Source organism: Kribbella steppae (genome assembly GCF_004342025.1).
Lineage (GTDB): Bacteria > Actinomycetota > Actinomycetes > Propionibacteriales > Kribbellaceae > Kribbella > Kribbella steppae.
Genome location: NZ_SLWN01000001.1, coordinates 985,314 through 1,008,255, shown reverse-complemented (window position 1 = coordinate 1,008,255; position 22,942 = coordinate 985,314). Strand labels below are relative to the sequence as shown.

The 22,942-nt window shown below is 68.4% G+C and carries 21 protein-coding genes and 1 tRNA gene; 9 read left to right on the top strand and 13 right to left on the bottom strand.

Annotated elements, in window-relative coordinates:
- Nucleotides 1-38: 38 nt before the first annotated feature.
- Both EV652_RS04720 and EV652_RS04715 read left to right on the top strand, forming a co-directional pair.
- Nucleotides 39-1,250, top strand: coding sequence for a sensor histidine kinase (locus EV652_RS04720; RefSeq protein ID WP_132207659.1), 1,212 nt, complete (start codon nt 39-41; stop codon nt 1,248-1,250).
- The gene (locus EV652_RS04715; RefSeq protein ID WP_132207658.1) at nt 1,247-1,867 is read left to right on the top strand and encodes a response regulator; all 621 of its coding nucleotides are present in this window, start codon (nt 1,247-1,249) and stop codon (nt 1,865-1,867) included. Before EV652_RS04720 ends, EV652_RS04715 begins: the two co-directional genes overlap by 4 nt.
- Before the next feature lie 44 nt (nt 1,868-1,911).
- On the opposite strand, the gene EV652_RS04710 is transcribed toward EV652_RS04715, so the two are convergent.
- The 5 genes from EV652_RS04710 to EV652_RS04690 form a co-directional block, all read right to left on the bottom strand.
- Nucleotides 1,912-2,697, bottom strand: coding sequence for a hypothetical protein (locus EV652_RS04710; protein WP_132207657.1), 786 nt, complete (start codon nt 2,695-2,697; stop codon nt 1,912-1,914).
- Nucleotides 2,698-2,714: 17 nt separating this feature from the next.
- On the bottom strand, nt 2,715-3,206 hold the full coding sequence (locus EV652_RS04705; protein WP_132207656.1) for a SigE family RNA polymerase sigma factor: 492 nt from the start codon (nt 3,204-3,206) through the stop codon (nt 2,715-2,717).
- Nucleotides 3,207-3,701: 495 nt separating this feature from the next.
- Nucleotides 3,702-3,774, bottom strand: a tRNA-His gene (locus tag EV652_RS04700).
- A gap of 31 nt (nt 3,775-3,805) precedes the next feature.
- Nucleotides 3,806-4,453, bottom strand: a complete 648-nt coding sequence (gene orn, locus EV652_RS04695) for an oligoribonuclease (RefSeq protein WP_132207655.1) — start codon at nt 4,451-4,453, stop codon at nt 3,806-3,808.
- An 82-nt stretch (nt 4,454-4,535) separates the two neighbouring features.
- A complete protein-coding gene (locus tag EV652_RS04690) occupies nt 4,536-5,432 on the bottom strand; it encodes a class I SAM-dependent methyltransferase (RefSeq protein WP_132207654.1) in 897 nt (298 codons plus the stop codon).
- 217 nt (nt 5,433-5,649) lie between these two features.
- On the opposite strand from EV652_RS04690, the gene EV652_RS04685 reads away from it, so the two are divergent.
- The 3 genes from EV652_RS04685 to EV652_RS04675 are packed head-to-tail and all read left to right on the top strand — an operon-like array spanning nt 5,650 to nt 9,776.
- Entirely contained in the window at nt 5,650-8,853 is a 3,204-nt protein-coding gene (locus EV652_RS04685) for a tetratricopeptide repeat protein (RefSeq protein WP_132207653.1), read from the top strand.
- A 33-nt stretch (nt 8,854-8,886) separates the two neighbouring features.
- On the top strand, nt 8,887-9,300 hold the full coding sequence (locus EV652_RS04680) for a M23 family metallopeptidase (RefSeq protein WP_132207652.1): 414 nt from the start codon (nt 8,887-8,889) through the stop codon (nt 9,298-9,300).
- Nucleotides 9,297-9,776, top strand: a complete 480-nt coding sequence (locus EV652_RS04675; protein ID WP_132207651.1) for a GNAT family N-acetyltransferase — start codon at nt 9,297-9,299, stop codon at nt 9,774-9,776. The genes EV652_RS04680 and EV652_RS04675 overlap by 4 nt, the downstream gene beginning before the upstream one ends.
- 47 nt (nt 9,777-9,823) lie before the next feature.
- Here the strand turns inward: EV652_RS04675 and EV652_RS04670 are convergent, their stop codons facing one another.
- Both EV652_RS04670 and EV652_RS04665 read right to left on the bottom strand, forming a co-directional pair.
- Nucleotides 9,824-10,027, bottom strand: a complete 204-nt coding sequence (locus EV652_RS04670; protein WP_132207650.1) for a cold-shock protein — start codon at nt 10,025-10,027, stop codon at nt 9,824-9,826.
- Nucleotides 10,028-10,212: 185 nt separating this feature from the next.
- A complete protein-coding gene (locus tag EV652_RS04665; RefSeq protein WP_132207649.1) occupies nt 10,213-10,998 on the bottom strand; it encodes a hypothetical protein in 786 nt (261 codons plus the stop codon).
- A 116-nt stretch (nt 10,999-11,114) separates the two neighbouring features.
- Here EV652_RS04665 and EV652_RS04660 point away from each other — a divergent pair, with 116 nt between their 5' ends.
- The 3 genes from EV652_RS04660 to EV652_RS04650 are packed head-to-tail and all read left to right on the top strand — an operon-like array spanning nt 11,115 to nt 14,719.
- The gene (locus EV652_RS04660; protein WP_132207648.1) at nt 11,115-11,921 is read left to right on the top strand and encodes a hydroxypyruvate isomerase family protein; all 807 of its coding nucleotides are present in this window, start codon (nt 11,115-11,117) and stop codon (nt 11,919-11,921) included.
- A 12-nt stretch (nt 11,922-11,933) separates the two neighbouring features.
- The gene (gene gcl, locus EV652_RS04655; protein ID WP_132207647.1) at nt 11,934-13,715 is read left to right on the top strand and encodes a glyoxylate carboligase; all 1,782 of its coding nucleotides are present in this window, start codon (nt 11,934-11,936) and stop codon (nt 13,713-13,715) included.
- A complete protein-coding gene (locus EV652_RS04650) occupies nt 13,715-14,719 on the top strand; it encodes a 2-dehydropantoate 2-reductase (RefSeq protein WP_132207646.1) in 1,005 nt (334 codons plus the stop codon). Before gcl ends, EV652_RS04650 begins: the two co-directional genes overlap by 1 nt.
- A gap of 66 nt (nt 14,720-14,785) precedes the next feature.
- Here the strand turns inward: EV652_RS04650 and EV652_RS04645 are convergent, their stop codons facing one another.
- From EV652_RS04645 to EV652_RS04630, 4 genes are all read right to left on the bottom strand, one after another.
- Nucleotides 14,786-16,534, bottom strand: coding sequence for a glycoside hydrolase family 35 protein (locus tag EV652_RS04645; RefSeq protein ID WP_132207645.1), 1,749 nt, complete (start codon nt 16,532-16,534; stop codon nt 14,786-14,788).
- A 70-nt stretch (nt 16,535-16,604) separates the two neighbouring features.
- Nucleotides 16,605-17,954, bottom strand: coding sequence for an ABC transporter substrate-binding protein (locus EV652_RS04640; RefSeq protein ID WP_132207644.1), 1,350 nt, complete (start codon nt 17,952-17,954; stop codon nt 16,605-16,607).
- A gap of 11 nt (nt 17,955-17,965) precedes the next feature.
- Nucleotides 17,966-18,880, bottom strand: coding sequence for a carbohydrate ABC transporter permease (locus tag EV652_RS04635; protein WP_242001545.1), 915 nt, complete (start codon nt 18,878-18,880; stop codon nt 17,966-17,968).
- Between the two features lie 240 nt (nt 18,881-19,120).
- On the bottom strand, nt 19,121-20,026 hold the full coding sequence (locus EV652_RS04630) for a carbohydrate ABC transporter permease (RefSeq protein ID WP_199237993.1): 906 nt from the start codon (nt 20,024-20,026) through the stop codon (nt 19,121-19,123).
- Nucleotides 20,027-20,151: 125 nt separating this feature from the next.
- Here EV652_RS04630 and EV652_RS04625 point away from each other — a divergent pair, with 125 nt between their 5' ends.
- Entirely contained in the window at nt 20,152-21,192 is a 1,041-nt protein-coding gene (locus tag EV652_RS04625; RefSeq protein WP_132207643.1) for a LacI family DNA-binding transcriptional regulator, read from the top strand.
- Here EV652_RS04625 and EV652_RS04620 read toward each other — a convergent pair.
- Nucleotides 21,181-22,056 (bottom strand): 2-hydroxy-3-oxopropionate reductase, encoded by an 876-nt coding sequence (locus EV652_RS04620; protein ID WP_132207642.1) that lies wholly within the window; start codon nt 22,054-22,056, stop codon nt 21,181-21,183. The genes EV652_RS04625 and EV652_RS04620 overlap by 12 nt on opposite strands.
- Nucleotides 22,053-22,937 carry a succinate--CoA ligase subunit alpha gene (gene sucD / locus EV652_RS04615; RefSeq protein ID WP_132207641.1) on the bottom strand — a complete coding sequence of 295 codons (885 nt, stop codon included), beginning with the start codon at nt 22,935-22,937 and terminating at the stop codon, nt 22,053-22,055. Before sucD ends, EV652_RS04620 begins: the two co-directional genes overlap by 4 nt.
- Between the last annotated feature and the right edge of the window lie 5 nt (nt 22,938-22,942).

The window sequence follows — 22,942 nt, the reverse complement described above, 5'->3', positions numbered from 1 at the left end:
TTCGGTAGCGAGTCGTTCGGGCCTACCATCGGCTCCACATGACCACTTCACGCTCGCACCCAACGGCTCCGGCCACGGCGCGCCCGACGGCACCGGCCTGGGCGGCCGGGGTCCTCGGCCGTGCGGACGGTCTGGTGACGGCGCTGCACACGGCGTTCGTCGTACTGGTGCTGGCGTCGGCCGTGCGGTACCTGTCCGGTCACGGGTTCGGGGACCGGGCGCCGTGGGTGCTCGCCGGGGCCGTGGTCCTGCTGGCCATCTACGCGGCGTACCGGGTGCTGCCCGCGCGGGTGTGGCTGGCTCTGCTGGTAGTGGTGTGGTTCGGGCTGGTGCTGCTCGCGCCGTCCTTCGCTTGGTGCGCCGTACCGCTGTCATTCGTGGCGCTGCGGGTGCTGCCGTTCTGGCCGGCCTGTGCGGTGGTGGCCGGCATGGTCGTGACCACTGTGGTCGTGTGGACCCGGATGACTGACCGGCTGGACCCGACGATCGTGCTCGGTCCGGTGTGCGTCGCTGTACTCGCTGTGAGCGCGTACAGAGCCTTGGAGCGGGATGCGCAAGCGCGGCAGGCGTTGCTGGACGACCTGCACGCGGCACAGGGTGATCTGGCCGATGCACAGCACCAGGCCGGCGTACTGGCTGAGCGGGGGCGGCTGTCGCGAGAGATCCACGACAGCGTCGCTCAGGGCCTGTCCAGCATCAATCTGCTGTTGCAGGCCGCTGAACGCGAGTGGGACGACCGGCCGGTTGCTGCCCGCGAGCACGCGGCCCAGGCGGCGGCGACCGCCCGCGACGGCCTGGACGAGGTACGGCGGGTAGTCCGCGACCTGGCACCCGCAGAGCTCGCTGCAGGCGGCCCAGCATTGCCCGATGCATTGCGGCAGACCTGTGAACGCCTAGCTGCCCACAGTGGGGTCGACGTGCAGGTCCAGGTGCACGGTACGCCGTTAGCACTCGGGCCGGAGGTAGAGACTGCCCTGCTGCGTACTGCGCGTGGCGCGCTGGCCAATGTGCTTGAACACGCTGCCGCCAGTACTGCCGTGGTCACACTGACCTACCAGCCGGATGCCGTCGTACTGGACGTCCGCGACGACGGCCGCGGCCTAGGCGCCGGCAGCTCTGACCCGGACCGCGGACGCGGCCTGGCCGGCATCCGTGACCGGCTCCAGGCGCTTGGCGGCACGCTGGTGCTGGAGAGCGAGCCTGGCGAAGGTACGGCGCTTGCAGCCTCCATACCGCTGGAGGAGTCGTGATCCGGGTAGCGCTGGTCGACGACCACCCGGTGGTGCGCGCCGGGATGCGTGCACTCGTGGACGGCCAGGACGACCTGACTGTCGTCGGTGAGGCGTCTGACGCGCACAGTGCCGAGCAACTGGTCGCGGCTGTGCGGCCGGACGTCGTACTGATGGATCTGAACCTCGGACGCGGGCCCGGTGGAGCTGAGGTGACCGCACGGCTGCGTGCCCTGCCGGAGGCGCCGCAGGTCTTGGTGCTCACGACGTACGACACCGAGGCGGACATCCTGAGTGCGATCGACGCGGGCGCGTCCGGCTACCTTTTAAAGGATGCGCCGCCCGAAGACCTGTTCCGCGCCATCCGCGGGACCGCACGCGGTGAGGTGGTCCTGGCGCCGGCAGTCGCCGCCCGCCTGGTCAAGCGCAGCGGCCCACTCCTCACCGACCGCGAGGTCGAGATCCTAGGCCTCCTCGCCACCGGCCAGTCGAACCGCGAACTGGCCAAGCGCCTCTTCGTCAGTGAAGCGACGATCAAGTCCCACCTCTCCCACATCTACACGAAGCTTGAAGTAGACACCCGAGCCGCCGCCGTAGCTCGAGCCATAGAACAACGCATCATCCGCCCACCCGCCTAGACGCGCAGTAGGCTCGGCTGCCGTGTGCAGCCGGGCCTCTGGTCCTACTTGGTCTTGCTAGGGGGAGTGGCACCCTTCGACGGCTTCACCACGGCGCTCTTCGGGGGCAGCTTCCAGGCCTTGCTCTGGACGAGTGCGGACAGCTGAGCGACGGAGTAGAGCGGCTTGGCGCGGGTGTGGGGTGAGCCCTTCTCGGCTGGGGCGTTGTAGCTGGTCATGCTGATGATGCGGCCGTCGGGCAGGCGTCGTACGACGTAGTTGCTCACGACGCCGTCCTTGTTGCGGTTACCCGGGTACTCCGGCTGGTCGGCCAAGCTGAACAGCGTCGAGCCGTCCGGGAGCGTCGTGCACGCGGCACTCGGGACAGCACAGCGGTCCTCCTCACCGCCACCCGTCAGCAACACGTCGACGCGCGATGCTCCCTTGCCGTCGTCGACCACGTACGCCGCTCCGAGCGCGCTCTTGTCACCCCAGGTCTCTGGCTTCGACAGCGTGAGGCCCGGCGCCTGGATGAGCGCCTTCAACGTGGCCAGAGTCTCCTTCGAGGTCACCGGCTTCGCAGCGGGCGTATGCGGGCTGGCTGACGGTGTTGGCGTCGTACCCGCGACTGCTGCGTCGGACGGGCGCCCGAGCACCTGGGTTGTGCCGACCACGAGGCCTGCGGTTGCCAGTACGGCGCCTGCCCCGGTGGCCGTGAGGAGCGTCGTACGGCGGCGGCGTAGGCGCAGGCCCTGCTGGACGGTGCGTTCGAGCAGGTCGGTGGAGGCCGGCTCGAGGTTCTCGGTGGCCCGGTGCATCAGACCGGGCAGGGTGTCGTTCAGGTTGTTCATGAGTTCTCCCGGTGAGGTCAGTGGGCGATCAGCTGGGCGGCACCGTCGCCGAGGACCGCACGCAGGCGGTCGAGGGCACGGGACGTCCGGGTGGTGATCGCGCTGGCGTTCTTGCCGAGATCGAGCGCGACCTGCTCAACGCTGCGATCTTCGAAGAACCGCAGCACCAGCACAGCCCGATCCAGCGGCGCCAGCTCCGCCAAAGCACTCTGCAGCGACAACCGCAACTCAGGGTCACCAGCCCGCTCAGCCCGCTCCGGCACCTCCGCCGTCGGCCGCTCCGACCAACTCCGCCGCCGGCGCTGAGAAATGAACGTCCGAGCCAACGCGGCCCGCGCATAGGCCGTCGGATTCTCGATCCGCTGCCAGGTCTTCAGCATGTTCGCGAGCGTGTCCTGCACCAGATCCTCGGCATGATGCCGATCCCCGGTCAGTAACCAGGCGGTCCGGTACAACTGCGGAATCCGCGCCCGCGCGAACTCCTCGAAATCCTCCGTCGTAGCCCTCATCGCAGCCTTTCGATCGACGCTCCTGCCTGAAAGACGCATCGACCGGCCCGCTAGATCACACCCACCTCAGAAGACCTTCGACAACACCCACACCACAAAGGCAAGAAAGCCGACCACGAACGTGACGACGAGCACAGCGCCGTACCCCAACCACAAGCTCCCAGAAGACTTCACCGGCCCCATCCTGCCAGGACCGCGGCGAGCAACCCCAGCCGCCGAGCGAAGCGAAGGCACACACCCGACAGGGGCGAGCAACCCCAGCCGCCGAGCGAAGCGAAGGCACACACCCGACAGGGGCGAGCAACCCCAGCCGCCGAGCGAAGCGAAGGCGCGCACATCTGACAGCGGCGAGCAACCCCAGCCGCCGAGCGAAGCGAAGGCGTGAGGGGGTGCGGGTGGCGGAGCCCCCGCTCGCGCGGAGCGAAGCGACCGCGCACAAATGCCGAAGGCGACCCGCTCCGCGCTTTCCGCGGACACAGATCGCCTTCGACTTCGGGTGAGTGACGGGACTTGAACCCGCGACCACCTGGACCACAACCAGGTGCTCTACCAGCTGAGCTACACCCACCATTGCCGGTCTGACTGCGACGGCTGAGCAATCATAGCGACGTTGGGCGATTACTAGAAATCGGGTCTGCCGTTGCCCCGTTGCCCGTGTCGGACACCAGGCTGGCGGCGGCGCGGGCGGTGTCGGAGTCGGGGCCGGGCAGGGGGACGAAGACGGTCTGGCGGTAGTACCTGAGCTCGGAGATGCTCTCGGTGATGTCGGCCAGGGCGCGGTGGTTGCCGGTCTTGGCCGGGGTCGCGTAGTAGACCCGCGGGTACCAGCGCCGGACGAGTTCCTTGATCGAGCTGACGTCGACGTTGCGGTAGTGCAGGTGCGCCTCGACCCGGGGCATGTCGCGGACCAGGAAGGTCCGGTCGGTGCCGACCGAGTTGCCGGCCAGCGCGGCCTTGCGCGGCTCCTTGACGTACCCGGAGATGAAGTCGAGGACCTGCTGCTCGGCGTCGGCGAGCGGGATCCCGTGCGCCAGTTCGGCGAGCAGACCGGAGTCGGTGTGCATGTCGCGGACGAAGTCGCCCATTTGCTCCAGCGCGGCCGGGGGTGGCGCGATCACCAGGTCGATTCCGTCACCGAGCACGTTCAGTTCGTAATCGGTGACGAGAACCGCGACCTCGATCAGGGCATCCGCCGCCAGATCGAGGCCGGTCATCTCGCAGTCGATCCACACCAGCCGGTCGTTCATGGGCACCCACCTTACGGTGACGGGCCGACACCGTCGCGACCACCGCCCTGAGCCCCGGCGTGGCGTATCCCTCCACACCAGCTCAGCGCAGTGCCTGGCCGACGTGAATGCTGCGCACGGACAGTACGGCGAGGTCGGTCCGCCGGCCGAGATACTGCTCGCTCTCCGGATCCAGCAGCCGGGCCCACACCGCCAGATCCTCCCGCGAAAGCCACTCCTGGACCTCAACGTGACCATGCCCGTGCCCATGACCGTGCGTCGGTACGGCGTCCGGGTTCAGCCGATCCACCCGGTGCTGGAATCCAGCGATGAGCCGGTCACGCTGCTCAGCGGACAGCGGCGCCGAAGACTCGCTCAGAATGCTCCGAGTGGTGACGTCGGTGAGCCCGGCGCGGGTCAGCGCATCGGTCCAGCCGTACGGCATCGGCACCGTGCCGGGCAGTGAGTCTCGCATCGCCGCGAACCACCTGTCCTGCGCCAGGTCGAGCCGCAACTCCAGTCCGGGCTCCCCAACCCCCAGGTCCCACGGCAGGCTCCGCGTCGGCAGACCGCCCTCCGCGAGCGCCAGCCGCCCACCCGGCGCCAGCAGCGACGCCAGCGCGTCGACGGCCGACTGCTGGTCCGCCGCGTGGTGAACCGAGGCCGACGCCCAGATCAGGTCCGCCGGCGCATCGATTGCCTTGCGCAACGGTTCGGCACCGTCGTCCATCGAGGCCAGCTCACACCGAACGGCACCGGCCGTGTGCTCCCGCGCCTGCTCCAGTACGTCGGGATCCGCGTCGATCGCGACCACCGTCGTACCGGCCGGCATGGCCTCGGCCAGCGCCTTCGCCATCCCACCGCCGCCGCAGCCGACGTCCACGGCCACCTTGTCGCTGTCCCGGACCAGGCTCGCGGCAACGGTCGCGTTCCACTCGGCCTCGCTCGCCGCCGACGCCCGCAGCCGCCCGGCCTCTTCTCTCCACTCGATCTCCACCATGAGGCCAGTCTCCGCCGGGTCGGCGCCAACCCCCATATCTCGTTGCCATTCCGGCAACACACCGTTCCGGAAACAGGTTGTTGTCCCAGGCATCCGGGAGGTTGCCCGGGCCGGTCGGGAATTTGTGACGTTCAACCGGGAGATCAGGGCCAGCACGGTTGCGGCCGGTGGGCTGGGGTGCTGTTCTATTCGAGTCTGGGGAGGAGGTGGGCTGCCGGTGGAAACCGTGGCGGGGACGGTAGGGCGGCCCCGGTTGGCGACGTTGCTGGACGAGGGCGCACAGCGGCGGCTGCTGACCGTGGTGGCGGATGCCGGGTTCGGAAAGTCGACCTTGCTGAGCTCCTGGGCAGCCGGACGTCCGTGCGCCTGGCACACGGTCCGCGCGGAGGACGCATCGCTCGCCGCCATGGTGTCCGGTCTGGTCGCAGCCCTGCGTCGCCAGGTGCCTGCCCTCGAAGCCATCCCGGCCGAGCTGCAGAGTCCTCGCGGCCCGGACGCCGATGCCGAGCAGCAGACGCGGGCGCTCGCGTACGCCACTCTCCTCGCCGACGCCCTGGAGCAGAACCTCAGCAGCGACCTCGTCCTCGTTCTGGACGACCTGCATGAGATCGATCCCGCTGCTCCCGCCGCCCGACTGATCGAGGGCCTAGTCCGCACCGCACCGGCGACCCTCCATCTGGTCGTTGCCTCCCGCACCCAGATGCCCTTCGGCATCGACCGCCTCCGGGGTCGCGGACAGGTGCTGGAGATCGACGCCACCGCTCTCGCGTTCACAGTCCCCGAGACCCTCGCCGTACTGCAGAAGGTCCTTGGTGAAGGCACCGACGACCTCGCTGAGTCGTTGCAGACCGCGGTGCAGGGCTGGCCGGCCGCCGTACGCCTGGCTGTGGAAGCACTGCGGACTGCGCCGGCCGAGGAGCGTGCCAGCCGGTTGCGACGGGCTCTGCGGTCGGACGGTCCGCTGTACGCCTACCTGGCCGAGGAGGTCTTCGCAGCAGAGCCTCCAGCGGTACGGCGCTTGGTCGCGGGCGTGGCTGTATTACCCAGGTTCGGATCCGAGCTGTGTAAGGCGATAGGCCTGACGGACAGTGCGGAGACCCTCCAGCAGCTCCGCAGGCGGGGACTACTCGTCTCGGCCGGTGACGCGGACGGCTACGAGCTCAACCCACTGGTGAGGAACTTCGCGAAGGACAGGCTGGCCGTCGACAAGCGGGAGATGACTGAGCTCTCTCTGGAAGCCGGCAAGTGGTTCGAGTCGACAGGAGAGCATCGGGACGCGTTGACCTGCTACCAAACCGTTGCCCCGGCGGCAGCCGCTCGCATGTTGGCAGAGCGGGGCCATGTGATGGTCAGCGGTGGGCTGGCGGAGATCGTGGTCGCTGCCGTCGCCGCACTGCCCGCCGAGCTGCGTGACGGTGCCATGGACCAGCTGGAAGGTGAAGCCCGGCAGGTGCTTGGTGACTGGCACGGTGCGGTGGAGTGCTTCGACCGGATCATCGAGCCCGAGGGTGAGATCCCGGTCGGCATCGCCTGGCGACTCGGACTCATCCACCACCTGCGCGGCCAGACCGATGTGGCGATCGCGACGTACCGGCGCGGCCGCATCGACGGGCAGCACCCCACGGACGAGGCCCTCCTGCAGGCGTGGTGGGCGGGTGCGCATTGGCTGCGCGGTGAGTTCGAGGAGTGCCGGGCGCTGATCACCGCCGCGCACGAGACGGCCAAGATCTCCGGAGACGACGGGGCTCTGGCCATCGCCCACACGGTCCTCGCGATGCTGGCAGCGGTCGACAGTGATCCACGCGGCAACTCCATCCACTACACACGTGCCTTGGAGCACGCGGAGCGGGCCGGCGACCTGCTGCAGTCGATCCGGATCCGGGTGAACCGTTCCTCGCACCACATCGGGGAGGGCGATTACGCACTCGGTCTGAAGGAGCTGGACACCGCCCTGGAGCTTGCGGACCGTGCAGGCTTCGCAGTGTTCCGGGCACTGGCTCTGAACAACCGTGGCGAAGCTCTCCTCAGGCTGGGCCGCTTGGACGAGGCCATTGGCGAGCTGGAGGCGTCGCGGGCGCTCTACCAGAAGCTGGACTCCAAGCGAGTCGCTCAGCCGCTGTCCGTCCTCGGCGAGGTCTACCGCGAGCGCGGTGACCGTGCGATGGCCAGAGCCTGCTTCGAGGAGGCCATCGCGATCGCCGAGGAGACCAAGGACATGCAGGCCCTGGTGCCTTCGCTGGCCGGTCTGGCCCGGGTGCTCGCTGTCGAGGAGCCGCAGCGCGCCGCCGAACTGGCCGCGTTGGCGCGCCAAGCAGTTGCCTACGGCCCTGTCCTCGGTCTGTCCGGTGCACTGGTCGCCCTGGGGTGGGTCACACTGCACGCCGGCAACCAGACTGAGGCCGCGGCCACTGCAGAGGAAGCAGCCGCGCTCTGCCGCAAGCGACGCGACCGGGCCGGCCTGGCTGACGCCTTGGAGCTGCTCGCCGCGGCAGGCGGTGGCGAGGTGCTGCACGAGGTCTTGAACATCCGCAGCGAGCTGGGCGACCAGTTGGGCCAGGCACGGGCCGAGCTGATGCTTGCCAAGCGCACCACCGGTCCGGAAAGCCGTGAGCTCGCTCTGCACGCACACCAGCAGTTCCTGGCCGCGGGAGCGACCCGCTACGCGGCAGCAGCGCTGGCGGCCAGCGACGAGACCGGCCCGGTTCCCGTCCGGGTCGAGTGCCTCGGTGGCTTCCGCGTACTTCGGAACGGCAAGGCAGTCCAGCTGGGGGAGTGGCCGTCGAAGAAGGCCCGTGACCTGCTGAAGATCCTGGTGGCGCGTCGCAGCCGCCCGGTTGCCCGCGTGCAGCTGCTGGACCTGCTCTGGCCGGAGCAGGACGAGTCGGTCGCCTCACCCAGGCTGTCCGTCGCGCTGTCGACCGTGCGGTCCGTACTCGACCCGGAGAAGAAGTACTCGCCGGACCACTTCATCGGCGCTGACCGGGCCACCATCTGGCTCGACCGTGAGCAGGCGGCCGTGGACGTGGAGCTGTTCCTGCACGACGCGCGGGAGGGCCTCAACACGAGCGATCTGCGGTTGCTCCGAGCGGCAGAGGCGGCGTACAGCGGGGACTTCCTGGAGGAGGACGTGTACGCCGACTGGGCTGCCGGGATGCGTGAGGAGGCCCGGGCGCTCTACGTCCGGGTGGCGCGCGTGCTGGCCGAGCGGGGCCGGCGTGACCCCGACGCGGCGGCCGGATACCTGCTCCGGATCCTGCAGCGGGATCAGTACGACGAACGCGCCCATCTGGGCCTGGTGTCGGCGTTCCAGGCGAGCGGTGCGCATGGTGAAGCCCGTCGGGCGTACCGCACCTACGTGCAGCGGATGGGAGAGCTGGAGGTCGAGCCGGCGCCCTATCCGGCGGTGCCGGCCCGGCTTTAAGGCTTTCTGAAGGTCCGGCCGCACCATCTGACCATGGCAGCGCCGGTACACAACCCAGTGGTGGTCCGCGAGTACGACGGGGTGGGTCACCCCGGTCGCGACTACCGCACCGAACCAGGCACTCCGATCAGGGCGACCCTGGCCGGTGTGGTGGTCCGCGTCGAGGCCGGCCGGGTCGTGATCGAGTCGAACGCGATCTGGCACGTCTACGACCATCTGTCCGAACTCACGGTCAGCCAGGGGGAGACCGTGGAGACGGGAGACCAGCTGGGGGTCGCTGCCGGTCCGCAGGTGCACTACGAGGAGCGGGGGGCGCCGTACAGGGTGGGGGACCAGCGGAGTCCGCAGTTCGATCTGCACACGAATGCCCGGATGCGGATGGTGGCGCAGGGCGGGTCGGTCGAGGAGGGTGCGACCGAGCCGTCCGGCGCTACCGTTGAGCCGTGATCGCCACTACGTTCCACACCGCCCGGCTCGCCGTACTCCCGCTGCAGGTCGAGTACGCCGCGGAGATGGCCAAAGTCCTGGCCGACCCGGACCTCTACACTTTCACGGGTGGCGAGCCGCCCACCGTGGAGGTCTTGGAGAACCGCTACCGCCGTCAGCTCGCCGGACCGGATCGTGACGACGAGCACTGGCTCAACTGGGTGATCCAGTACGACGACCAACTCGTCGGCTACGTGCAGGCGACAGTCACCGGCAGTACGGCGGAGATCGCCTGGGTCGTAGGTACTGACTGGCAGGGGCGGGGCTACGCGAAGGAGGTCGCGCTCGGCCTAGTCGCGTGGCTGGACGAGCACGGGGTCGAGCGGATCATCGCCCACGTCCACCCCGACCACGCCGCATCGGCGTCGGTCACAGCAGCCGCTGGTCTCATCCGTACTGACCAGTTGGACGACGGCGAGTACCTCTGGACCACATGACAACAGACCCGGCCCCCCTGAGGGGACCGGGTCTGTCGAAGTGAGGCTCAGACCGGGCGGACGTTCTCCGCCTGCAGGCCCTTCGGGCCCTGGGCTACGTCGAACTCGACCTTCTGGTTCTCCTCGAGCGACCGGAAACCGTCGGTCGCGATCGCCGAGTAGTGCACGAAGACGTCGGCGCCGCCGCTGTCCTGGGTGATGAAGCCGAAGCCCTTCTCACCGTTGAACCACTTCACTGTTCCGCTGGCCATGCTGTACTCCTTTTTGGGCCCAAGATGGGCACGGGTCGGGCCCGACGGGTGCCGGCGCCCGGGTTGCCGCAACGAGCCCTCCCACAACAGACCTGGGTCTGGAATGAGAAAACGCCCGGCGGATCACAATCCGCGGGCGCTTCGCAACGAACGTGGAACTGCAAAAACTGCAACCATCGGAAACCCTAGCAGACCGTCAACCATCCGTCAGCCCGCCGCCCGTCGTACTCGTCCGGTGTGCCCGACCAGACAGCCGAGCAACCCGAGCGACCGCACTCGCAGGCGAAGGGGTACGGCGGCAGCGACGCCAGCCCAATGTCTTCCTGCCACAACCGTCCCTGCCGACACGCGGCCTTGTTCTCGTACTGCCGCTGCCTCCGCAACTCACCACCGGCCTCAAGCTGCGGCGGCGACCCCAGCGCCTTCTCAACCGCAGCGGTAATCTCCACCCAGTCCGGTGCGGCTGACACCTCGATCAGTGTCCGCCCGTGCTCCACCGCTTCCCGCCGTACGAGGTCAGCCAGTACGGCGTCCCGCGCCAGCAGCCCCTCCAACCGCGCCCGCCCCTCCGGATCCTCCACCCGAGCCAGCCGCTCCTCCCGCGCCCGCCGGGTCTGCTCAGCATCCGGCACCAACCACACCGCGGCGGCAACCCCATTAGCCATCGATGGAAATAGCTGAGGCCCTTCCACCAGCGCCGGTACGTCGCCCAGCTCGCGGCCGCGGACGTCCTCACTCACCAGCTCCAACCGCGTCCGTGAGATCCGCACGAACGCATCGGCCGCAAACGCGGGCCCTTCAGCTAGGTCCTCAGCCAGCGACCGCATCGGTGGCATCCGCCCGACATGGTCGTAGGTCCACAGATCAACCGGATGCAGCGGCAGATCCCAGCGGCGGGCCAGGTCCCGCGCAATGGTCGACTTGCCGGCTCCCGGTGCCCCGCCGATCCACACCATCTGCGCGCGTGTCATCCCGCCATCGTGCCAAACAAACGGGCGAGCGCTTGCCAAGCATGTGATCTTGACCGCATTCAGGCTCCCGCCTACTGTATCCCGTATACCAAGCCCCTCCGGAAGGTGGGACACTCATGCACTCTGCCCGTTATGCGGTCAACTGCTCGATCCTGTTCACCGAACTCCCGCTGCTGGAAAGACCCGCGGCCGCACGGCAGGCCGGCTTCGGCGCGGTCGAGTTCTGGTGGCCCTTCGACACCTCGCTGCCCGGTGACGCCGAGGTGGACGCGTTCGAACGCGCCATCCGCGACGCCGGCGTACAGCTCGTCGGACTCAACTTCGCGGCCGGCGACATGGCCGGCGGCGACCGCGGCCTGGTCTCCTGGCCGCAGCGATCACTGGAGTTCCGCGACAACATCGCGGTCACCCTCGGCATCGGCGAGCAACTCGGCTGCCGCGCTTTCAACGCGTTGTACGGCAACCGCGTCGACGGCGTCCCGCCCGAGGACCAGGATGACCTGGCCACCGAGAACCTGGCCCTCGCCGCCACCGCGGCCGGCTCGTTCGGCGGCGTCGTACTGGTCGAACCGGTCAGCGGCGCGGACCGCTATCCACTCCGTACGGCGGCCGACGCCGTCGCTGTGATCGACCGGGTCCAGGGCGGGTCCGGTGTCACCGGCATCGGCCTGCTCGCCGACCTCTACCACCTGACCGTCAACGGGGACGACGTGACGGCGGCGATCTCGACGTACGCGGACCGGATCGCGCACGTCCAGCTCGCCGACGCGCCCGGCCGGAACGAACCCGGCACCGGGAAGATCCCGATCGACCAGCATCTCGCCGAGCTGCGAACCGCCGGGTACGACGGCTGGATCGGGCTGGAGTACAAGCCGAGCAGTACGTCGGCCGAGAGCTTCGACTGGATCTCACCCACCGACTGAAAGGCAGCTGGCATGCCCCGAATGACCGCCGCCCGCGCCGCCGTGGAGATCCTTCGCCGCGAAGGCATCACCCACTTGTTCGGCCTGCCCGGAGCGGCCATCAACCCGTTCTACTCCGCCGTCCGCGCCCAGGGCGAGCTCCAGCACGTGCTGGCGCGGCACGTCGAGGGCGCTTCGCACATGGCTGAGGGCTACACCCGGGCCGAACCCGGCAACATCGGCGTCTGCGTCGGTACGTCGGGACCGGCCGGAACCGACATGATCACCGGCCTGTACTCCGCGAGCGCCGACTCGATCCCGATCCTCTGCATCACCGGCCAGGCCCCGGTCGCCAAACTGCACAAGGAAGACTTCCAGGCGGTCGACATCGCCGAGATCGCCAAGCCGCTCGCCAAGTGGGCCGTCACCGTGATGGAGCCGGCCCAGGTCCCCGGCACGTTCCAGAAGGCCTTCAAGCTGATGCGCGAAGGCCGGCCCGGCCCGGTGCTGATCGACCTCCCGCTGGACGTCCAGCTCGCCGAGATCGACTTCGATCCCGACCTCTACACGCCGCTCCCGATCGCGACTCCGCGGGCCAGCGTCGCTCAGGCCAAATCGGTTCTGAAGATGCTCGCGGCATCGGAACGCCCGTTGATCGTTGCCGGTGGCGGCATCATCAACGCGGACGCGTCCGACCTGCTGGTCGAGTTCGCCGAGCTGACCGGAGTCCCGGTCGTCCCGACCCTGATGGGTTGGGGGAGCATCCCGGACGACCACCGGCTGATGGCCGGCATGGTCGGACTGCAGACGTCACACCGCTACGGCAACGAGACCCTGCTGGCCTCGGACCTGGTGATCGGCATCGGCAACCGCTGGGCCAACCGGCACACCGGGTCGGTAGCGACGTACACCAAGGACCGGAAGTTCGTTCACATCGATATCGAGCCGACCCAGATCGGCCGCGTGTTCGCACCGGACCTCGGTATCGTCTCGGACGCTCGCGCGGCCCTCGAAGTCCTGCTCCAGGTCGCCCGGCAGCAGGCACCGCTTGCCGATCGCTCCGAGTGGACGGCGGCATGCCATGACCGGAAGAAGACGCTGCACCGCCGGACGGACTTCGACAACGTGCCGGTGAAACCGCAGCGGGTCTACCAGGAGATGAACAATGCCTTCGGACCCGAGACCCGGTACGTCTCCACGATCGGGTTGTCGCAGATCCAGGCCGCCCAGATGCTGCACGTCTACCGGCCCCGGCACTGGATCAACGCCGGCCAGGCCGGACCGCTCGGCTGGACCGGACCGGCAGCGCTCGGCGTCGCGGTCGCAGACCCGGACGCGACCGTCGTGGGGCTGTCGGGTGACTACGACTTCCAGTTCCTGATCGAGGAGCTCGCGGTCGGGGCACAGTTCAACATTCCCTACATCCACGTAGTGGTGAACAACGCCTACCTCGGCCTGATCCGGCAGGCGCAGCGCAATCTGGACATGGACTACTGCGTCCAGCTTGCCTTCGACAACATCAACACTCCCGAGCTGGCCGGGTACGGCGTCGACCATGTGAAGGTCGCGGAAGGCCTTGGCTGTAAGGCGTTGCGGGTGTTCGAACCTGACGACATCCTGCCCGCCCTCGACGACGCCAAGAAGCTGCTCGTCGAGCACCAGGTGCCGGTCGTGGTCGAGGTGATCCTGGAGCGGATCACCAATGTGTCGATGGGCACCGAGATCGACAACGTCGTGGAGTTCGAGGAACTGGACGAGATCAAGCATCCGGTTCCGACCGCTTCTGGCCCTCGAAATTCAGCAGGGAGGGACTGATGAAGGTAGCTGTTCTCGGCGCCGGAGCGATCGGTGCCTACGTCGGCGCGGCCCTGCATCGCGGCGGGACCGAGGTGCACCTGATCGCTCGCGGCGCCCATCTGGAGTCGATCCGGTCCGGCGGCGTGAAGGTACTCAGCCCACGCGGCGACTTCGAGGCCCGTACGCCGGCCACCGACGACCCGACCGAGGTCGGTCCGGTCGATTACGTCTTCCTGGGACTCAAGGCCAACTCCTACGCCACCGCCGGCCCGTTGATCGAGCCGTTGCTGCACGACGAGACCGTCGTTGTCGCAGCCCAGAACGGCATTCCGTGGTGGTACTTCCACGGTCTCAAAGGACCCTACGAAGGTCGCCGGATCGAGTCGGTCGATCCCGGCGGGTCGGTGACCGACGTGCTGGCGCTCGACCGGGCCGTCGGCTGTGTCGTCTACTGCTCGACGGAGCTCGAGGGACCGGGCGTCGTACGCCATCTGGAAGGCACCCGCTTCTCGATCGGGGAGCCGGCCGGCGGGATCTCCGACCGGTGTGTCGCCTTCAGCGAGGCGATGATCGCCGGCGGGCTGAAGTGCCCGGTGGAGGAGGACATCCGCAAGGACATCTGGATCAAGCTGCTCGGCAACGCGGCGTTCAACCCGATCAGCGCGCTGGCTCGGGCGACGATGGTGGAGATCGCCACCCACGAGGGCACCCGGGCGATGGTCCGGCTGATGATGGAGGAGTCGCTGGAGATCGCGGCCGCGGTCGGCTGCCATCCGGACATCTCGGTGGACAAGCGGATCAACGGCGCCGAACGCGTCGGCGAGCACAAGACGTCCATGCTCCAGGATCTGGAGAAGGACAAGCCGCTCGAGCTCGACGTCATCCTCGCCGCGGTGGTCGAGTTGGCCGACCTCACCGGCACTCAGGCCCCGACTCTGCGGGCCGTCCACGCCGTCGCCGACCTGCTGGCCACCAAGATCGGGATGGCCCACGCGCCGACGTCAGCGCCGGCGCCCTCTTAAGAGCCAGGTGGGTCCGGCCACAGCGACGTCGGACCCACCTGTTCCAACTGAGTGAAAAGAAGGCTTCTACAGCTCGGTCGGCCCCAGCGAGAGTCCGGCGACGAAGTGTGCGACCGGCTCGGCGATCACCTCGAGTTCGAGGACGACGAGCTCGTTGCGGCCCGGCCGTAGTACCGGACCCGGAACGTAGAGCGTCTCCTGCGGACCCCGGCGCCAGTAGCGGCCGAGGCAGAAGCCGTTGACCCAGGCAAGGCCCTTGCCCCAGTCAACGGTGGAGAGGAAGTGGTCGACCGGCTCGGCGACATCGAAGCCGGCTCGCCACGCGGTGGGTCCGACACCGGGGGCATCCGGCGTCAGGCCGACGGTGTCCCAGAGTCGCGGCACGTTGTCGAGGTCGATCACGCAGGCAGACCAGTCGGTCACTTCCACCGAGCCGAGCTGGACCGGACCGATCAAGCCCTTGGGCTCACCGATGCGCCGCCCGTAGTTCACCCGGCCCTGGTCCTCGACCAGGATCTCGAGCCGGCCCCGTCCCGGCGGCACCATCATGGCCCGGTCGTGCCGTTCACGATCGAGTACGCCGATCGGAACACCGTCCAGGAAGACGTACGCCCGGTCCCGCACCTCGTCGAAACTCAGCAGTGTCGGCCGGTCGATGTCGAGGTCGGTCCGGAAGAGGACGAATCGCGCATCCAACGCGTCGAGCGTCGGCATAACCGGGTGCTCGCTCCACTGTCCCCAGGCCGTGGGGTCCGCGAGCAGCCGGATCGGCTCGCCCAGCGCCGCGGAGGTTTCCGGCGCGGCCGCGCCCGACGCCGGGACAACGTCGGGGACCGGCGCGTACCGGGAGATGACCTCCCGGAAGGCGTGGAACTTCGCAGTCGGGTTCCCCGCCTCGTCCAAGGGGGCGTCATAGTCGTACGACGTGATGGTCGGCCGGTAGACGCCCTTGTCGTTGGCCCCGCTGGTCAGCCCGAAGTTCGTGCCGCCGTGGACCATGTAGATGTTCACCGACGCACCCGCCGCGAGCAGTGCGTCCAGCTCGGCGGCAGTCTCCTCGGCACTGGTCGTGTGGTGCGGCCCGCCCCAGTGATCGAACCACCCGTCCCAGAACTCCATACACATCAGCGGCCCGGTCGGCTGATGCTTCCGCAGCGTGGCCAGCCGCTCGTCGGCCCGCGACCCGAACGAGCCGGTCCGCAGTACGCCGTCCAGACCGCCCGCCGCCAGCATCGCGTCGACCGGCTGGTCGACCGTCACCAGCGGTACCGTGATCCCGGCGTTCTGTATGATCTCGGCCACCGACTTCAGGTAGGTCTGGTCGTCGGCGAACGCGCCGTACTCGTTCTCGACCTGGACCAGCAGGACCGGTCCGCCCTGATCCACCTGCAGCGGCCGGACGATCCGCAGTACCTGCTCCAGATACTCCTGGACCGCCGCCATGAACTGCGGCTCGTAGCGGCGGACGCCCATGCCGGGCGTACGGAACAGCCAGGCCGGGAGACCACCGTTGTCCCACTCGGCGCAGATGTACGGGCCCGGGCGGACGATGGCGTACAGGCCGGCGTCCGCGATCTCCCGCAGGAAGCGCTCGAGGTCGAGCATGCCGGTCGTGTCGAAGACACCCGGCTGCGGGCTGTGCGCGTTCCACGGCACGTAGGTCTCGATGGTGTTGAGACCCATCAGACGAGCCTTCTCGATCCGGTCCGCCCAGGTGTCCGGGTGCATCCGGAAGTAGTGCAGCGCGCCGGACAGGATCCGGAACGGCTTCCCGTCGAGCAGGAAGTCGGACTCACCGATCGCGAACTCGGTCATCTCTCTCTTTTCAGCACAGGTGATGGTAGCGGCCGGACCGGATCCCGGCCGCTACCAGCGTGGGTACCAGCTAGCCGTTGACCTGGAAACCCTGCTGATTGCCGTAGGCAACCAGAGCGTCCTGCCAGGCCTTCAGGCCGGTGTTGAGATCGGACTTGGACTGGTACGACTTGCCGACAGTGTCGCCGTAGATGCTGTTGGCGTACAGCTCGTACGGCAGGTAGCTCCAGCCCTTGACGACCGAGCCGGCCGCGCCGGTGAGCACCTGGTTGATCTGCTGGCCGCCGAAGTACGCGCTCGGCTTGTCGACGAAGGCCGGGTCCTTCAGGTCCGCCGTGGTGGCCGGGAAACCACCGCTGGCCAGGAACGGCTTGACGCCCTCGCCGTGGTTCAGCCAGCGCACGAAGGCCGCGGCCAGCGCCGGGTTCGCGCTCTGCTTCAGCACGGACTCGGTGCTGCCGCCGTTCTCGGCGGTGGCCGGCTGGCCGTCGTACGTCGGCATCGGGGCGACCCGCCACTTGCCCGCGCCGGCCTTGACCGACGCCTCCATCACACCCGGCATCCAGGCGCCGGTCGGCAGGGTGGCGATGGTGCCGTCGCCGAGGGCCTTGAACCACTCGTCGGTCCAGCCGGGGATCTGCGAGACCAGACTGCCCTCGACCAGCTGGTTCCAGGTCGAGGTCCACTTCGTGGAGCCTTCGTCCTGCAGGTTGATGGTGATGTTCTTGTTGTCGGTCTTGAACGGCGTACCGCCGGCCTGCCAGATCATGCTGGTCGTGAAGCCGGCGTCACCGGAGTCGTTGGTGATGAACGACTTCGGGTTGGCCGCGTGCAACTTCTTCGCCGCGGCGACGTACTCGTCCCAGGTCTTCGGTACGGCGATCCCGTACTTGTCGAAGACCTCCTTGTTGTAGAACAGCGCCATCGGCCCGGAGTCCTGCGGCAGACCGTAGAGACCGCCACCGGCGTGGACGGCGGCCCAGGTCGAGGCCGTGTAGGCGGACTCGTACTGGCTGAAGCCGTACTGGTTCAGGTCGACCAGCGAGCCCGGCAGCGCGAACTGCGGCAGCGCCTGGTACTCGATCTGCGCCACGTCCGGCGCACCCGAGCCGGCCTTGATCGCGTTCTGCAGCTTGGTGTAGTGGTCGTTGCCGGTACCGGCGTTGACCAGGTTCACCTTGACGTTCGGGTACTGCTTCTGGAACGCCGCTACCTGAGCCTCGGCCGACGGCGTCCAGGTCCAGTAGGTGAGGGTGCCGCCCGCCTTGAGCGCGGCGTCGACCGCGTCGGCCGAGCCCGTGGTCTGGCTGCCGCTGCTGCCGGAGCCTTCCGACCCGCCGCCGCATGCGGCCACGACCGCCAGGGCGGTGAGAGCGGCTCCGGCAACCACCAGTTGCCGGATGCGCCGATGTGACTTCATGGTGTTCCCTTTCATTTGACGCTGCCTGCGGTCAGGCCCGACTGCCAGAATCGCTGGAGCAGGAGGAAGGCGACCACGAGAGGCACGATGGTCAGTACCGACCCCGTGATCACCAGGTTGTAGATGGGGCGGGCGCCCACGCCGGTCGCCTGGTTGCTCCACTGGGTGAGCCCGACCGTGAGTGGGTAGAGGTTGGGTTTGCTGAGCATGATCAGCGGGAGGAAGTAGTTGTTCCAGGTTGACACCACCGCGAACAGCAGGGTGGTGACGATGCCGGGGGCAAGCAGCCGGAGCGCGACGGTGAAGAAGATCCGGACCTCGCCGGCGCCGTCGATCCGGGCCGCCTCGAGCAGGTCCACCGGTACGGCCTCGGTCGCGTAGACCCACATCAGATACAGGCCGAACGGGCTGACCAGCGACGGGATGATGATCGCCCAGACCGTGTTGGTCAGACCCAGGTTCGAGAACATCAGGAACGTCGGCACAGCCAATGCCGTCCCCGGTACGGCGACCGCACCCAGGAGGATCGCGAAGACCGCACGGCGGCCGGCGAACTTGTACTTGGCCAGGCCGTACCCGGCGGCGGTCGCGAGCAGGGTCGCACCGCCGGCCCCGACGACCACGTAGAGCACGGTGTTGCCGAGCCAGCGCAGGAAGATGCCGTCGTTGTAGGTCAGCGTGTCCTTGATGTTGGCGAACAACGCGAAGCTGTCGCCGAACCACAGCCCCGGGCTGGACAGCAGGTCGTTCTGCGTCTTGGTCGCGCTGATCAGCAACCAGGCCAGCGGTACCAAGGTGTAGATCAGGTAGAGGATCATCACCCCGGTCAGCAGCGGCGACCGCCTCGGCCGCAACGGCGACGTCCTGGTCTTCTTCTTGACTCGTGCCGTACTCGTGATGCGAGGCGCCCGAGCAGTCGTGGTCATGGGGCCTCCCGGCCTGGACTGAGGAGCGGAGGGAGCCCGGTCATGGGGCCCCCGGCCTGGACTGAGGAGTGGAGGGAGCGAAGCGACTGGAGTGACGAGGGAAGGTCGGGAGCCAGGGCCCCATGACCCGCCGCGCCGGAGGCGTGGCATTGTGCACAGCGACTGGAGTGACGAGGGAAGGCCGGGAGTCAAGGCCCCATGACCCTGCCGGCGCCGGAGGCCCGGCCAAAAGCACAGTAGTCACAGGGCCTCCCGGGATCCGCGGAGTTGGACGACGTACGCGATGATCGCGGTGATGACGCCCATCACGATCGCGATGGTGGCGGAGTAGTTGAACTGCTGGCCGGCGAAGGACAGGTTGTAGGCGTACATGTTCGGCGTGTAGTACGTGCTGATCACGTTCGGCGCCAGCGTGCGCAGGATGTTCGGCTCGTTGAACAACTGGAAACTGCCGATGATCGAGAAGATGGTGGCGATCACGATCGCGCCGCGCAGCGCCGGCAGCTTCACCGCCCGGATGGTCCGGAACGTCCCGGCCCCGTCGATCGCGGCCGCCTCGTACAGCTCCCCGGGGACCGTGCGCAGCGCCGAGTAGAAGATCAGCATGTTGTAGCCGACGAACTCCCAGGTGACGATGTTGGCGATCGACGGCAGCATCCAGGTGGCGCTCAGCGGCTGGATCGCGGTCGTCCCGAACAACTCGTTCAGGTCGGCGGCCAGGCCGAAGTTGTTGCCGTAGATGTAGCCCCACATCAGCACCGCGACGACACCCGGTACGGCGTACGGCAGGAAGATGACGATCCGGAAGAAGCCGGCCGCGTGCAGCCGGGCGCTGTCGATGGCCAGCGCGGCCAGCAGGGCCAGGATCAGCATCACCGGAACCTGGACGATCAGGAACACCGCGACCCGGCCGAACGCCTCCCAGAACTTCGGGTCCCGCAGCGCCTCGGTGTAGTTGTCGAGGCCGACGAACACGGTGCCGCCGAAGAACGCCTGATCACGGAACAGGCTGAGGTAGATCGCGTACCCGATCGGCGCCAGGAAGGTGAGCGCGAACACGGCCAGGAAGGGGCCGACGAAGACCCATCCCTTCCCGTCCTGGCTGAACCTCCCACGCCTTCGGCGCAGTGCAACGGACTGGCTCATGCCTCCGCCGGCCTCCTTCACAAACTCGTGCCGACACGCGATGTTGACGTCAACATCGGTCGCCGAGACGGTAGCGTGTTTACGTCAACATGTCTACACTGCGGGCACAAGCGAGGAGGGCGCCGATGTCATCGGAGGAGTTGCCGGTCCGGCGGCGGCGCGGCCCGTCGATGGCCGATGTGGCCAGGCTGGCCGGCGTGTCCGGGCAGACTGTGTCACGCGTCGCGAACGAACGGCTCAACGTCGATTCGGTCACCCGGGACCGGGTGCAGGCCGCCATGCGCGAGCTCGGCTACCGGCCGAACAGCGCCGCCCGGGCGTTGCGCAACGGGCAGTTCCGGAGCATCGGCGTGATCGTCTTCGAGCTGTCCAGCTTCGGTACGACGCGAACGCTCGACGCGGTCGCCGCGGCGGCCACCATCAGCGGTTACGCGATCAACCTGCTGCCGGTCCTGGACGTGAACCAGCGCGCGGTGACGAACGCCTTCAGCCGGCTGGGGGAGCAGGCGGTCGACGGTGTGATCATCCTGATCGAGGCGCACACGCTGGACGAGGCCGGCGTACTGCTGCCCGACGGGCTGCCGGTCGTCGTCGTCGACTCCAGCGCCCACTACGACTACCCGATCGTCGACACCAACCAGGCCCAGGGTGCCCGTCTCGCCACCGAGCACCTGCTCGATCTCGGGCATGAAACCGTGTGGCACCTCGGTGGCCCGCCGACGTCGTTCGCCGCGGACCGGCGCCGACGCTCCTGGGAGCGGACCCTGACGGACCGCGGGTGCGAGGTTCCGCCGGTGCTGGACGGTGACTGGTCGCCCGGCTCGGGGTACGAAGCCGGCCGCCAGTTGGCCGCGAACCCCGACGTCACCGCCGTGTTCGCCGCGAACGACCAGATGGCGCTCGGACTCCTGCGTGCGTTGCACGAGCGCGGCCGGGTGGTGCCGGGCGACATCAGCGTGGTCGGTTTCGACGACATGGAGGAGGCCGCGCACTTCTGGCCGCCGCTGACCACGATCAGGCAGAACTTCACCGATGTCGGCCGGCTCAGCGTCGACGCGCTCATCCGCGAGATCCAAGCCGGCGAACACCACCACGACCCGGTCGCCGTACCCACCAAACTCGTCGTCAGGAGCAGCACGGCGCCGCCGCGCGCGTCATCGAGCTGAGAGCTGCTCGACCACCTTCAGGAGGGCGGAGTGGTCTAGGGAGCCGTGGCCTTGGGCTCGGGCGGCGGCGACGAGTTGGGCGACCACGCCGGTGACCGGGAGGGCGACGCCTGCCGCGCGGGCGGAGGCGAGGGCGATCCCCATGTCCTTGTGGTGCAGGTCGATCCGGAAGCCGGGCTCGAACTGGCGGGCCAGCGTCGTGGCCGACTTGAGGTCGAGGATGCGGTTGCCGGCCAGGCCGCCGGCGAGGACCTCGAGGCCGCGTTCGCCGTCGACGCCGGAGGCCTCGAGCAGGACGATGGCCTCGCTGACGAGGCTGATGATGCCGGCGACCATCAACTGGTTCGCCGCCTTCACGGTCTGACCGGCGCCGTGGCCGCCGACGTGGACGATGGTCCGCCCGAGGTCCTCGAAGATCGGCCGGGCCGTCTCGAAGTCCTCCGCAGTGCCACCCACCATGATCGCCAGCGACGCCTTGATCGCGCCCTGCTCGCCGCCGCTCACCGGCGCATCCAGCACGCGCACACCACGGTCGGCGGCGGCCGCGGCGACCTCCCGCGATGTCTCCGGTGCGATCGAGCTCATGTCGATCAGCAGTACGCCGGGCCGAACTCCGGCCAGCACACCACCGGGTCCGAGCACGACCTCCGCGACCTGCGGTGAGTCCGGCAACATCGTGATGACCACTTCGGCACCGTTCACCGCACCCGCGATGTCCGCGGCCGGCTTGCCACCCGCCTGCGCCATCCGATCCACAGCCGCCGGTACGACGTCGTACCCGGTCACCGTGTGTCCAGCCTGGATCAGGTTGGCCGCCATGTGCGACCCCATGATGCCGAGGCCGATGAAGCCGATCGTCGTCATACCGACACCGCCATCACCGCGCGCATCAGCTGCGCTGTTTCCGACGGGGTCTTGCCGACGCGTACGCCGACGGCTTCCAGGGCCTCCTGCTTCGCGGCCGCCGTACCGGACGAACCGGACACGATCGCACCCGCGTGACCCATCGTCTTGCCCTCCGGCGCGGTGAACCCGGCCACGTAGCCGACGACCGGCTTGGTCACGTTCTCCTTGATGAACGCGGCCGCCCGCTCCTCGGCGTCACCACCGATCTCACCGATCATCACGATCGCGTCGGTGTCCGGGTCGTCCTGGAACGCCCGCAGCGCGTCGATGTGCGTCGTCCCGATGATCGGGTCACCACCGATCCCGATCGCGGTGGAGAACCCGAAGTCACGCAGTTCGTACATCATCTGGTACGTCAGCGTGCCCGACTTCGACACCAGCCCGATCCGGCCGGGACCCGCGATGTCGGCGGGTATGATGCCGGCGTTGGCGCGGCCCGGGCTGATGATGCCCGGGCAGTTCGGGCCGATGACCCGGGTGCCCGCGGCCTGGGCGTGGGCGAAGAACGCGGCGGTGTCGTGCACCGGCACACCTTCGGTGATCACCACCACCAACGGAACACCCGCGTCGACGGCCTCGATCACCGCGCCCTTCGTGAAGCGCGGCGGCACGAACACCACCGACACGTCGGCGCCGGCCGACTTCACCGCGTCGGCACACGAGCCGTAGACCGGGATCGACCGCTTGGCGAAGTCGACCGACTGGCCACCCTTGCCCGGGGTCACGCCGCCGACGATGTTGGTGCCGGCGGCAAGCATCCGGCTGGTGTGCTTTTGTCCTTCGGACCCGGTCATGCCCTGCACGATGACCCGGCTCTGCTCGGTCAGGAAGATCGCCATGTCGC